General features: G+C 38.3%; 11 protein-coding genes. 9 read left to right on the top strand and 2 right to left on the bottom strand.

The window, feature by feature from the left end:
• The first annotated feature begins 112 nt into the window (after positions 1 to 112).
• From NG743_RS08025 to NG743_RS08035, 3 genes are read left to right on the top strand one after another with little or no spacing between them, the layout of a single operon-like run.
• Positions 113 to 367, top strand: a complete 255-nt coding sequence (locus NG743_RS08025) for a hypothetical protein (RefSeq protein ID WP_257121828.1) — start codon at positions 113 to 115, stop codon at positions 365 to 367.
• Positions 357 to 734 (top strand): type II toxin-antitoxin system RelE family toxin, encoded by a 378-nt coding sequence (locus tag NG743_RS08030; RefSeq protein ID WP_193964921.1) that lies wholly within the window; start codon positions 357 to 359, stop codon positions 732 to 734. The genes NG743_RS08025 and NG743_RS08030 overlap by 11 nt, the downstream gene beginning before the upstream one ends.
• Positions 727 to 933, top strand: a complete 207-nt coding sequence (locus NG743_RS08035; RefSeq protein ID WP_027404094.1) for a DUF4926 domain-containing protein — start codon at positions 727 to 729, stop codon at positions 931 to 933. Before NG743_RS08030 ends, NG743_RS08035 begins: the two co-directional genes overlap by 8 nt.
• On the opposite strand, the gene NG743_RS08040 is transcribed toward NG743_RS08035, so the two are convergent.
• Positions 930 to 1,466, bottom strand: coding sequence for an REP-associated tyrosine transposase (locus tag NG743_RS08040; protein WP_257121829.1), 537 nt, complete (start codon positions 1,464 to 1,466; stop codon positions 930 to 932). The two genes, NG743_RS08035 and NG743_RS08040, sit on opposite strands and share 4 nt — an antisense overlap.
• Positions 1,467 to 2,961: 1,495 nt before the next feature.
• Between NG743_RS08040 and NG743_RS08045 the strand changes: the two genes are divergently transcribed.
• From NG743_RS08045 to psbA (NG743_RS08060), 4 genes are all read left to right on the top strand, one after another.
• Positions 2,962 to 5,985, top strand: a complete 3,024-nt coding sequence (locus NG743_RS08045; protein WP_257121830.1) for a DUF1574 domain-containing protein — start codon at positions 2,962 to 2,964, stop codon at positions 5,983 to 5,985.
• 125 nt (positions 5,986 to 6,110) lie between these two features.
• A complete protein-coding gene (locus NG743_RS08050; RefSeq protein WP_257121831.1) occupies positions 6,111 to 7,610 on the top strand; it encodes an MBOAT family O-acyltransferase in 1,500 nt (499 codons plus the stop codon).
• Between the two features lie 173 nt (positions 7,611 to 7,783).
• Positions 7,784 to 8,866: a photosystem II q(b) protein gene (gene psbA, locus NG743_RS08055; protein ID WP_027404090.1), complete on the top strand. Its 1,083-nt coding sequence runs from the start codon at positions 7,784 to 7,786 to the stop codon at positions 8,864 to 8,866.
• Between the two features lie 1,074 nt (positions 8,867 to 9,940).
• Complete coding sequence (psbA, locus tag NG743_RS08060) at positions 9,941 to 11,023, top strand: photosystem II q(b) protein (RefSeq protein ID WP_027404089.1); 1,083 nt, start codon at positions 9,941 to 9,943, stop codon at positions 11,021 to 11,023.
• 54 nt (positions 11,024 to 11,077) lie between these two features.
• Here psbA (NG743_RS08060) and NG743_RS08065 read toward each other — a convergent pair whose 3' ends face one another.
• Entirely contained in the window at positions 11,078 to 11,524 is a 447-nt protein-coding gene (locus NG743_RS08065) for an SRPBCC family protein (protein ID WP_027404088.1), read from the bottom strand.
• A gap of 368 nt (positions 11,525 to 11,892) precedes the next feature.
• Here NG743_RS08065 and rbp point away from each other — a divergent pair, with 368 nt between their 5' ends.
• Positions 11,893 to 12,207, top strand: a complete 315-nt coding sequence (rbp, locus tag NG743_RS08070; protein ID WP_027404087.1) for an RNA-binding regulator — start codon at positions 11,893 to 11,895, stop codon at positions 12,205 to 12,207.
• 427 nt (positions 12,208 to 12,634) lie between these two features.
• A complete protein-coding gene (locus NG743_RS08075; RefSeq protein ID WP_193964734.1) occupies positions 12,635 to 13,549 on the top strand; it encodes a ribonuclease D in 915 nt (304 codons plus the stop codon).
• The last annotated feature ends 109 nt before the right edge of the window (positions 13,550 to 13,658 follow it).

A 13,658-nucleotide genomic window follows, 5' to 3' on the forward strand; every position in this document is an offset into this window, starting at 1 on the left:
CGTATGTACTATAATATAACAGATTTTATGAGTATCGAAAATAATTTTCTCCTAACTTACAATTTTTTATTTTTGCAGGTTTACAATATATAAAGTCATCCACAATAGACTTATGACACTAACCCTCAGCTTACCACCAGAATTAGAACAGTATTTAACACAGCAAGCACAACAGCAAGGACTTTCTGTGGAAACTTATACATTACAATTACTACAAAAATCTATTTTCCAATTAGAGAAAAATTCAGCTTTTGAAGAAACACCCACAGAAATTGTCATTGAAGGTATTCATCAGGGAATAAAAGAAGCATTAAGTGGACAAACTATACCCCTTTCACAAATGTGGGAAGGAATAGATGCAGAATAATAATGAACCACTACTAATTGAAATTGCTCTTACTCCTCGTTTTCAAAGGGATTTAAGAGAACTGGCTAAACGCTATCGTTCAATTCGTAGTGATGTTCAACCTTTAATTGATCAACTACAAGCAGGTGAAATTCCTGGAGATAGAATTGCAGGAATTAAATATCAAGTTTTCAAAGTTCGTATTAAAAATAGTAACATTCAAAAAGGAAAAAGTGGAGGATATAGGGTGATTTATTATCTGAAAAATGCTCAAGGAATTATACTCACTACAATTTATTCTAAATCTGATCTGACAGATGTGAGTAATGAAATAATTGAACAAGCAATAGCTCAATATGAAGAAGGAAAGACAATTCCAGATGACTAAAAGTATGCCCCAATTACTAGACGTAGTAGCATTAACAGTGGATTTACCTGAATATAACTTGTTACGTGGTCAAGTTGGTACAATAGTTGAATTATTAGCCGATGGTACTGTATTTGAAGTAGAATTTAGCGATCGCAGTGGACAAACTTATGAATCTCTTGGTTTACGTCCAGAGCAAATAATAGTGTTAAATTTTTAGCCAATATCATCATCAAAAATAATTTCCTCACCCGCACCCCACATCATGTCATACATACCTTGACGCACAGCGCGATGAAAACTTGAATATTCCCAATCTTTTGGTGCTGTTACCAAATCATGTTTCACCGGATTATAATGAATATATTCAACATGATTTTGAAAGTCTATTTCATCTCTAATTAAATGTTCCCAAAAACGATATTGCCATATAGCCCGTTGTTTTTTCTTTTTTCTAGATGCAGATATATTTTCTGGTGAAATAGTTTCACATTGACGACTAAAATAACTTTTAATTAAACGCCAACGGGTAGAAAAATCCTGATCATTTTCTGGTAAAGTCCAAATACAGTGGAGATGATCAGGTAAAATAACAATAGCATCTATAATAAATGGATGTTTCTGCATTACATAACCAAAAGCATCTCTTAATAAAGAAACATTTTTTGGTAAACATAATATTTTTTGTCTTTTCTCTGTCACCACTGTAAAAAAGTATGTTCCTCCTGCCACATTGGCGCGGCGATATTCCATACTATAAATATCCTGTGATTAAAGTTGTGTTTTATGATCTTAATTTTACCCCGTAGGTTGGGTTGACGTAAGGAAACCCAACATTAACTATAATAAGCAATGGGACAGAATTAATTGCACAACTTATTTTTCTGTCACCTGTTCCCTCTCTCAACAAGTGAATTTAATTTTGTCCGACTACTTATTCTGGTGGGTGGTTTTGGGTAAGTTGACGGTATCTTTGTATTTTCCAGTTTCAGTCACAGTTTCATGCCTAAATGTAGGTGTGCAGGTTATCCGATCAATTATAGGAGATCGTATGATTGTAGGGTGCGGTGAGCGATCGCTTGTTGCTGAACTGAGGAAAGATTAGTCAGTAACCCAGCCCTAAATGGACTGGGCTTGTAAGAGAAATCAAGCAAGCAGTACTAGACCAGACCACCCTGAGTTTACTCTCATAGTAGCCGTTATTTGAGTCACGACACCCCGGAAGGCATAGCTAGTTCTCTGCTCTGTCATTTGCAACACTGTTTCAATGTCACTGAAACAGTGTTGCAAGTCTAACAAACTCTTATAACAGGTTGTTCGCGCAGCGTGCCGTAGGCATCAGCTAACATTACCCCAGAAATGGAAGGCTATGAGTGAGCAAAACATTATGCGTACAGAGTTGGGAAATTTGAATCGGTAATTGTCCCGTTGAAAGTGAATTACAAAAGTACCCCAAATTTCCCAACTCCAAGGCGGTAATGAAAAAATATTCAAAGCGGTTAAAACCTGAGTTTCCCAGTTACCGAGTATTGTTATGGTGAAACTCGAGTCCTTTCTGCTCTAGGATCTTTTATTCCCGTAAAGTGGTGCAGAAACTTACTGGTAATCTCTTTGCTGTCTACACTGGGTATAACAGATGTTTTGGTTTTGCAGTTCTTCTTAAATCCCGTTGACATTACTTAGATACAGTGGTTAGATGGGTTATCTCTTAAACTACCTTGAGTTGTGTCAATTGAACATCCTCCCATATATCGAGTAAATCCCTTTGTCAATAGGGGTTGAGATGCGCTAACCCTGCTGCGCCCCTACCTCCTAATTCCTAAATTCTTCCATAAGATGGTGTTTGAAAAGTCATGATTGCTGTATCAAATATTTTACCCCTCCCTAACCCTCCCCTTATAAAGCGGAGGGAAGTAGTACCGCAGGGCGGAAGTCAAAAATCAAAAGTCAAAAGTCAAAACGAAGACAGTATAGGCTTTTTAACGATTTAGAATGGTTGGTTTATTTATGCCGTGTTGTACTAGATTTTTATTGTTACCCTCCTTTAGGGAAACGGGGGGTAACAATGTGATGAAAATTACGGGATACCACTTTTCAAACATTCTCCAAGACCATCTTTGTCAATTTTGCAAGCTGCGTAAGTCCTAAATTATTTAAAAAAATGGCAAAATGTGATAGTTCTATGATTCTAGTTGACAAGTACAGCCGAAATTCCCCCATACAACCTTGCTGTTAAATCCCACCGCCCATGAAAACAGTATTACTTGATGATCGTCAAAATTCCTTAGTGCAATGGGTAAGCCAAGCAACGGGTATAAATACTTTCGGTGTAAAAGTCCGATTGCTAGGTAATGACCTACATATTCTCTGTGAAAATGCTGAATGTCCACAACGCTGGCAAACCTTATTGGAGTTATTGCAAGCACTACAGCAAACTGATGTAGATACCCTCACCAATGACGAACAACCGTCAATATACCAAGTATTAATTTATGGTCGAAAAAAAGGGGAACACCGTCCTCAATGGTGCCATCGGGTATATTTAAATCAACTGGAACGACATTTAGAACAGGCACTATTGGCACAGACAGAAATGCCTATAAGCCCCGGAGGCTCGCTGATTATCTCTAATGAAAGTTTGGCACGTCAAGGGGATGGGGATGCCATTGCTCGCTATTTGAGCGAACATCTCAGCCATTTAGGTATAGCAGTACAGGTAAAAATTAAACCCTCTGCGGCGAAAAATAACTCTCAGATTGTCGCTAATCGTCTTTGGGTATTTTGTCAGTCTAGCTATAGCCCTGATTCATCATTATTGGCAGAAACGGTAGCCCAAAAGCTCAGACATTTGCAGCTTGTCGGTTATCAGGATGCCATTATTGTTGCCCAAGTTCGAGGGGAAACAGAGCCAGATTGGCGGGTAAGAGTAGATTTGACACCTCCAGAGGTGATGTTAAAAGAATGGGCGCGGTGGGGAGATGTGCAAGCGATCGCTAGAATATTAACTGAAGAATTATTAGGCTTCGAAATAGCACTGCAAACTTCCCTCAAAGAATCTACCTTGCACATCTTCTGTACCCCAGCTTTTGACCCCTTAGAAACCGCACCCGCACCGGATAAAACGACCGCACTACAAGCCATTATCCCCCTACTCGAAAGTATTGCTCCTCAAGCCATTATCTCAGCCGCCATATACGGACAAAAAACCACAGACAAACAACCAACTTGGATAGATTGGGTATCTTTACCAGCATCTGAGCATCCATTCCTGCTCACATCTGCATTGGAGCTTGCCCGTGCTGGTGATCAACCAGCCATGATTTTTTTACTAGAGCGACTACTCAATCCCAACCTAGATTGGCGATTGAAAACAGGTGGTATCCGGGTACTACTAGTTCGCAAAGAAGATTTATTACACATAATGTGTGATGCTCCCGTTTGTCCTACACGCTATCAAGTTTCTAGTAAAGTGACTCAATTTATCCGCCAACTAAAAATTTCTGGTATTACTGGTGTCCGTGTTTATGGTCGTCGTGCTGGTGATAAAGAACCCGTATGGCATCATGGGGCTGATCTAGAAGAACGTTCTCGATTAGTTCCCGAAGCAACACCAGAATTTGCCGCTACATCAGAATATGTAAATTCCCTAATGATAGATGAAAACAGTGAAGAAATTTTGCGTCCCGATTTAACCAATGAAAAAGTAAAAAGCTTTCTCAAAGAAGCATCAAATAATTTGTTGCTAAACACCAATAAATTAATCAGAAATTTACTTTTAAACAGTCAAATATTTACACCATCTAATCAGGAAATAGACGAAAATCCCGATAATCAAGGAATTGGCAGCGGGATGATTTGGTTAGCATTAGGATTACTTCTCGCCTTACAAAGTGATTTTATGTTAGGCTACGTCGTCGCACATACTGTTAAAAATTCACCAAAAGCTAGTAATAATATTGTTTCACCATTATCCTCACAAGCACAAGCATCCTCACTATCACCAAATAATCAGAAAACATCATTTTCAAATCAACCAGGGACAACAGAATTACTTAATAATGATCCCTCCGCCTTTAATGCTTCTGGATTTATTAATGATAATAATGCTCAATCAGGAAATTTGCCAGCCGGACCATTAAAAGAAAAAGCCACTTCTACAGCTATTTTATTAGCAGCCAGATCGCAAATACCCAGTTTTAATGCTAGGCAACTAGATGAACAATTAGCTCTATATAAACAGCGGTTAGCTACAAAAAAACGTCCGCCAGATGTCTTAATTGTTGGTTCTTCTCGCGCACTGAGAGGAGTTGATCCTGTCGCCCTTTCTAAAGCTTTATCCTCCCAAAACCATAGCAATATTGATATATTTAACTTTGGCATTAATGGAGCAACAGCCCAAGTCGTTGATGTCCTCATCCGTCAGGTTTTAGAACCCCAAGAACTACCAAAAATAATTTTATGGGCAGATGGTTCTCGTGCCTTTAACAATGGGAGAGAAGATATTACTTTCAATGCAATTGAATCTTCACCAGGATACAAACAAATATTGCAGAAATCTCCAACAAAAGTCAAAGCTAATGAAGGTAATAAAAATCTAAAAGATCCCACAGAAAAAGTTAGTAATAAACCTAAAACAGCAGATACTAATATCTATCAAACCACTAACGATTGGTTAAATCAGTCTGTAGCTAATTTATCTGCTAGTTATAAAAGCCGTGATCAAATTAAAATTCTTCTCCAAAAACAACTTCAATATCTACCTTTTAGCTATCAACATTCCCCAGTCAAATCAAAAGTCCACATCACCCATGATTCAGAAATAGACAATAATTCTTCTCTCCAAGGAGTTGATTTTGATGGATTCTTACCTTTATCTATTCGCTATAATCCCACCACATACTATCAAAAACATCCCAAAGTTTCTGGAGACTACGATAATGATTATAAATCTTTCCAATTAGCAGGTAAACAAGATCAGGCATTCCATTCCATGTTAGAGTTTACCAAAAATAATAATATCTCTCTCGTCTTTGTGAATATGCCTCTTACTTCAGATTATTTAGATCCTGTACGCATGAAATATGAGCAACAGTTTCAAGAGTATTTATTAACCTTTACCAATCACCCTCAATTTATCTATCGTGATTTAAGTCAGCTATGGACAAAAGCAAATGATTACTTTTCAGATCCCAGTCACCTCAATCGTTATGGTGCTTATGAAGTATCCAAGAAACTAGCTATAGATCCAATGATTAGCTGGCCAACAAAATGATTAAATAGGAAATAGAGAATAGATGAGAAAATATTCTTTATCCTAACTCCTAACTTACGAAAAATAACAAAATACTTGTATTCTTTCTTCCTCATCACAAATTCAGAATTATCAATTAACAAACAATGAAATTTATATCAATTTTTTATGGGTTGTTTCTATTGAGTGTTTTAGGCATCTACTGGACTGTTAATTTAGCAAATATAAGATTATGGATACTGTTAATAGCTAGTCTTTTATTTTACGCATCTTTGAATATTCAATATTTACCATTACTTTTAACACTAACTTTTATCAACTTCTATCTAGGTTTAGAAATTGGCAGTAATACTTCACCAGGAAAACATTCTCAAAACTGGAATTTATCTAATGAGGAATGGCAATTTGCTCAAGCTGACTGGAATCAACGCCGTCTTAAAGTATTGTGGATTGGCATAGGTTTTAATGTTTTTATTCTTTTAGGCTTTAAATACATAAATCATTTTCTAAATTTAGTTTTTAATCAGCCAACAAGTTCACCAGAATCATTGATTAAGTTAGCTGCACCTCTAGGAATTTCCTTCTTTACCTTTGAATGTATTGCTTATTTAATAGATATTTATCGTGGTGCTCAGGCTGCTACTAAATTTATCCAATTTGCTACATATAAATTATTTTTTGCTAAACTAATTTCTGGACCCATTACTCGTTACCATAATTTAGCGATTCAATTTGATACCCTCAGATTTCCCAGCATTGATAGAGTTGCTGAAGGAATGTGGTTAATTGCTAGAGGTGCAGTTAAAAAAGGTATCCTTGCTGATAATTTGGGTATATTTGTAGATTTATGTTTTGGTAACTTACAAAGGGCAGGTAGTACAGATTTGTGGTTAGCTACCTTTGCTTATGGCTTACAGTTGTATTTAGATTTCAATGGTTATGTTGATATTACTCGTGGTAGCGCTTTACTATTTGGGTTGGTTTTACCGGAAAACTTTGATTTTCCTTACTTCAGTACAAGTATTGCTGATTTTTGGCGACGCTGGCACATTACATTAGGTGATTGGCTACGTAATTATCTTTACTTTCCTTTAGGCGGTTCTCGGCGCGGATTAATGCGTACCTGCGGAAATTTATTGATAGTCATGTTAGTGGCTGGTATTTGGCACGGTTCAGCTTGGGGTTTTATTATTTGGGGTCTATTGCATGGTGTCGCTTTAGTAGTTCATCGTCTCACATTTGTACTAAGCGATCGCTTGACAATTCTTAATTCATTTTGGCAAAATCCGCTAGGAGTTATTTTTGCTTGGCTTTTAACACAAATCATGGTTTTCACATCCTGGATTTGGTTTCGTCTCCCCAACCTCCAAGACTCCGCTTTAGTGATCAAAAACTTTTGGGGTCATGCCGGTGATCAACAATTTTCAGAAAAAATCTATGTAGAAGCCTTAAATATAAGTCAGTACCAACTTTCTTATTTGTTAATAGGCATAGCTTTAACAATGTTCATAGCATATGCTTTTAAGCGAGGCATGAAATTAGAATTTAGCTGGCCAATTAAAATTGTTTTGGTTCCCCTATGTTTTTATGCAGTTTGGTTACTAGCTCCTGAGGGTAGTTTACCTTATATATACTTTGATTTTTAGAGGTGAATTTTCTGCTGCAATTCCTGTACATCTCATCACATTAGGAAAACATATAACTGATATAACTAATACTAATTTTAATTATCTTTACAAATTTAAACTTATCCTCTACTATTGTATTCAGGTAAGTAAAACAACCTACTAACATCATAAGAACATAAAGCAATCATAAAATGACAACTACCTTACAACAGCGCGAAAGTGCTAATGTGTGGGATCGCTTCTGCGGTTGGATCACCAGCACCGACAATCGTTTATATATCGGTTGGTTCGGCGTAATCATGATCCCTACCCTCCTCTCTGCGATCGCTTGCTTCGTAATTGCATTCATCGCCGCACCTCCAGTTGACATTGACGGTATCCGCGAACCAGTTGCAGGTTCTTTACTCTACGGAAACAACATCATTTCCGGCGCAGTAGTTCCCTCCTCCAACGCTATCGGTTTACACTTCTACCCAATTTGGGAAGCTGCTTCCTTAGACGAGTGGTTGTACAACGGCGGTCCTTACCAGTTGGTAGTATTCCACTTCTTGATCGGCGTATTCTGCTACCTCGGTCGTGAATGGGAACTTTCTTACCGCTTAGGTATGCGTCCTTGGATTTGCCTAGCCTTCTCTGCACCTGTAGCAGCAGCAACCGCAGTATTCTTGATCTACCCAATCGGTCAAGGTTCATTCTCTGACGGTATGCCTTTAGGTATCTCTGGAACATTCAACTTCATGATCGTGTTCCAAGCAGAACACAACATCTTGATGCACCCCTTCCATATGTTAGGTGTAGCTGGTGTCTTCGGCGGTTCTTTGTTCTCCGCAATGCACGGTTCTTTGGTTACTTCTTCCTTAGTTAAAGAAACAACCGAAAACGAATCGCAAAACTACGGTTACAAATTCGGACAAGAAGAAGAAACCTATAACATCGTAGCTGCTCACGGTTACTTTGGTCGCTTGATATTCCAATACGCTTCCTTCAACAACAGCCGTCAACTACACTTCTTACTCGCTGCATGGCCTGTAATTGGTATTTGGTTCACAGCTTTGGGTATCAGCACCATGGCGTTCAACTTGAACGGTTTCAACTTCAACCAATCAATCATGGATTCTCAAGGTCGCGTAGTCGCTACTTGGGCTGACGTAATCAACCGCGCTAACTTAGGTATGGAAGTAATGCACGAGCGCAACGCTCACAACTTCCCCCTAGACTTGGCTGCTGCTGATGTTGCTCCTGTTGCTTTAAGCGCTCCTGCAATCAACGGTTAATCGGTTTAGTTAAATAAAAAACGCTCTCCAATTATGGGGAGCGTTTTTTTGTTTTGGGAACATACTGACTAGTACCGCAAGGCGGAAGTCAAAAGTCAAAAGTCAAAAGTCAAAATGAAGACAGTATAGGCTTTTGGAGGATTTAGAATGGTTGGTTTATTTACGCCGTTTTGTACTAGTAGTCTGTCAACCCGAAAATGACGGGTGAAGGCAAGCAGGGGGAGAAAAGAGGCAGGGGAGGGAAGAACAGAAGTTTTTCCGATCATTACCCGTCAAAAAAAATCGTTCAATTTTCCAGACTTGATATTACTTCTAACTTCTTCTAAATCCTCCTAATAGCGCAGCGTGGCGTTATACTGAAAACGGCTTAATTGTTTGATTCTAAACGTAGGGGTAAAGCAAGAGCTTCATTGGTGTCAACTTAACGTAAAACATCTATCCCGCCTGGGAATGATAGCGTAGCGTGGCGTTAGCCATATTCCCAGTCTAATAGCAGAAGTCATCTGAAGATGACTAAATAACCCGGAAATTTTTGAGTAAACTTGAGTTTACTTTCGCTATTAGCCCGGAAATGAATTTCCGGGCGGGTGTAGAAGCTAACAGACATGAAAATATGGAAATAATTGTTTATAACCCTTGTACCGTAAGGGTTTTGTTAAGTAGTGAGACAGAATTAATTACACAATGTCATTGCGTTAGCGCAGCGTTAGCCATATGGAACGAAATGAAGCAATCGCAAGGGTTGTGATTGCTTCCCTTCGCTCGCAATGACTGTAAATATTTTTGTCCAATTACTTATAGATATACAACTCCAGCCACAGAGAACACAGAGAAATGAGGGTTTGAGGAATGTTTTGCGTAGGTAACAAGAAAATTAAAAGTTTTTATAAGAAATATTAACAGTAGAAAGCCTTGCCATATCTAGGTTATAGCCATAAAGACGACCCAGGTTTCTAGATTTATCGAAAAATATTACGAAAACCCCTTTACAAATCGAAATATAAGGCTTACTATAAAGACATGAGGTAGAAATACCTACCAGAACATACATAACTCAAACGCAATTATAAACACATGACAACCACCTTACAACAGCGCGAAAGTGCTAACGTATGGAGCCGCTTCTGCGAGTGGATCACAAGCACTGACAACCGTTTATACATCGGCTGGTTCGGCGTAATCATGATCCCCACCCTCCTATCTGCGATCGCTTGCTTCGTAATTGCATTCATCGCCGCACCTCCAGTTGACATTGATGGTATCCGCGAACCAGTTGCAGGTTCTTTACTCTACGGAAACAACATCATTTCCGGCGCAGTAGTTCCTTCCTCCAACGCTATCGGTTTACACTTCTACCCAATTTGGGAAGCTGCTTCCTTAGACGAGTGGTTGTATAACGGCGGTCCTTACCAGTTGGTAGTATTCCACTTCTTGATCGGAGTATTCTGCTACCTCGGTCGTGAATGGGAACTTTCTTACCGCTTAGGTATGCGCCCTTGGATTTGCCTAGCCTTCTCTGCACCTGTAGCAGCAGCAACCGCAGTATTCTTGATCTACCCAATCGGTCAAGGTTCATTCTCTGACGGTATGCCTTTAGGTATCTCTGGAACATTCAACTTCATGATCGTGTTCCAAGCAGAACACAACATCTTGATGCACCCCTTCCATATGTTAGGTGTAGCTGGTGTCTTCGGTGGTTCTTTGTTCTCCGCAATGCACGGTTCTTTGGTGACTTCTTCATTAGTTAAAGAAACAACCGAAAACGAATCACAGAACTACGGTTACAAATTCGGACAAGAAGAAGAAACCTATAACATTGTAGCTGCTCACGGTTACTTTGGTCGCTTGATATTCCAATACGCTTCCTTCAACAACAGCCGTCAACTACACTTCTTACTCGCTGCATGGCCTGTAATTGGTATTTGGTTCACAGCTTTGGGTATCAGCACCATGGCGTTCAACTTGAACGGTTTCAACTTCAACCAATCAATCATGGATTCTCAAGGTCGCGTAGTCGCTACTTGGGCTGACGTAATCAACCGCGCTAACTTAGGTATGGAAGTAATGCACGAGCGCAACGCTCACAACTTCCCCCTAGACTTGGCTGCTGCTGATGTTGCTCCTGTTGCTTTAAGCGCTCCTGCAATCAACGGTTAATCGGTTTAGTTAAATAGAAAACGCTCTCCAATTATGGGGGGCGTTTTTTTGTGTTCATTTTTCACATTCGCGTTTAGTCACATAATGCCGATAGCGAAACATGGCTTCTAGTTGTGCTTGTAATAACCAACCACTCATAAATTCTATGCCATCACCACCGGGCATGGCATAAGTAATATTATCGGTTAATTTAGTTTTGCCGTTTTCTTCTGTAAATTCATGACGATGTACCCAGGACTCAAAAGGTCCAGATATCTGTTCATCGGTAAATAGGCGATATTTTTCATAGTCTGTGTGCCGTGCTAACCAAGTTAAAGGTAAAATACCCAGAAAAAGCCGAAATTCTGTAATTGCCCCGGCTTCTAGCCCACCTTCACGTCTAACGATTTGTACAGGTTGCCAAGGTGGAGTGAGTATTTGGAGTATGTCTGGTCTTTCGTGGAATTTCCAAACTACTTCAACTGGTGCGTTAATGATTGAGGAATGTTTAAAGTGCAACATGAACAAAAAACCTAAAATTGAGCCTTTAGATTCATTATTGACAATTTCATGAGGAAATAGGCTGAAAACCTCGGAATTGTCATCTAAAAATAGTTAAATTTAGTATAACGAGAGAATGCACTAAAAAGCTGATGCGGCGATAGGGAAGTGCTGCTGCAAGCAGTTCGCTAATTGAGGTATAAAAAATATTTTATCAAGTTTTTGGAATTTACCCGTTGATATATCATTTATTATGCAATAATGGGAGTCGAGAAGTAATTCGGTGGACCTCGTTTGTTTTTAGTATTGATAGGCTTTTTCCCTTTGGTATTTACAGACTTTTCTCCGAAATCTAAATCTCTACACTCTTATGATTTTGGAGAAAATCTATGTCAATTTATGTAGGCAACCTCTCTTATGAAGTTACCCAAGACGGCTTAAGCGAAATTTTCAAGGAGTATGGCACTGTAAAGCGTGTTCAGCTACCTACCGACAGAGAAACTGGTAAAGTTCGCGGTTTCGGTTTCGTAGAAATGGAATCAGAAGCAGAAGAAGCAAAAGCCATTGAAGCACTTGATGGTGCTGAATGGATGGGACGTGATTTAAAAGTGAACAAAGCTAAACCAAGAGAAGAACGTACTCCTTTTGGTGGTGGAAATCGGGGTGGTGGGAACTTCGGCGGTGGAAGCCGTAACCGTTACTAATATCCATAGATTTAAGGTGGATAAATATCCGCATTGAGGATAATTAGGTTTAACAAAAGCTCAGGAATGAATACCTGGGCTTTTTTATGGCAAATTTTCTGCACAGGATCAATATTGACTTAACCCGTATTTCTCACGAACAATGTAATCGCAGTTTCTATAACCCGTATAGAGAATCGGTTTCCGGTATTTTTTACTGGGTTGATTTTTGATGCAGTGTGAAACTCCAGAATCCAGATTTTACGAGGGTTTGAGAATTTTGGTGAAAAATCCAGGGTAAAATGGCATCAAAAGAGATATTTTGGCAAATTGGCACAAGTTATGGACAAATATTATCATAATTAGGGGTCAGCACTTGTCAGCATGATTAGTCATAAAATGTTACTTTAGAAAACTATAACTAAGTCATATTTTCGCACATCTACCCATGCCTTATCTTATCACTGCTGGGGAAATTCGTTCCCTAATTACTGAATATAGCAAAGCTAAAACTCTGTGGATAGATACAGAAGTTGCTGATTATAAAACTCGTAATCCTAGATTATCACTAATTCAGGTGTTGAATAATCCTACTGATATGACTGGTAATAGTGTTTATTTGTTAGATGTTCTCGATAAATCAGATGTAATTGCTGATTTTGTGGAAAGGATTATGACTAATGATGCTATTGAAAAAGTTTTTCATAATGCTGGTTATGATGTGCAATATTTGGGAGGTAAAAGGGCTAAAAATATTACCTGTACTTTGACAATGGCTAAGAAAATTCCCATTTATTTACTACCGTTACCTAATTATCAACTGAAAACTCTAGCAACTGAACTTTGTAATTTTCATGATATTGATAAACAAGAACAAAGGAGTGATTGGGGAAAAAGACCATTAACTGAATCTCAACTAGAATATGCTTATCTTGATTGTATTTATTTGGCTCAAGTACATTTAAGATTATTAGAATTAGAGGCTAATTTTCAGGTAGATCCAATTAAGGAAGATTTAAATTTATTGACTGCTAGATATAGAGAAATTGAACAGCAACAAAAAATACTTAAGTCAGAATTTGAGCATTTACAAGAACGGGTAAAAAAAGCGATGTTAGTTCAAAATATTGCCGAAACATCGCATTGTAAATTAACAAGTTATGAGCGAAAAACTTTTAAAACTCAGTTTCAGGAATTGGTAAATTTAGTAGAAAATCAAGGTGTTGATTTAGATTTTACTATTACTTTAACTGAAGATATTCGCAAAAATTTGGGGGTAAATCTGGAAAAGTTAACTGTAAATGTTGATACAAATACTTATTGGAAAATCACTCCTAAAAATCAGGAAGATGAGGAAGATTAAGAGCAAATATTGAAAACCTCTGTGAACTAATTTTAATCATACTTCCGAATACTGGTATGAAAATTTTCATGAAAGTGCTAACAAAATTAACAGAATTATCAGCGGTAAT

The organism is Dolichospermum heterosporum TAC447 (assembly GCF_024584745.1).
In the GTDB taxonomy this organism is placed as follows: Bacteria; Cyanobacteriota; Cyanobacteriia; order Cyanobacteriales; family Nostocaceae; genus Dolichospermum; species Dolichospermum heterosporum.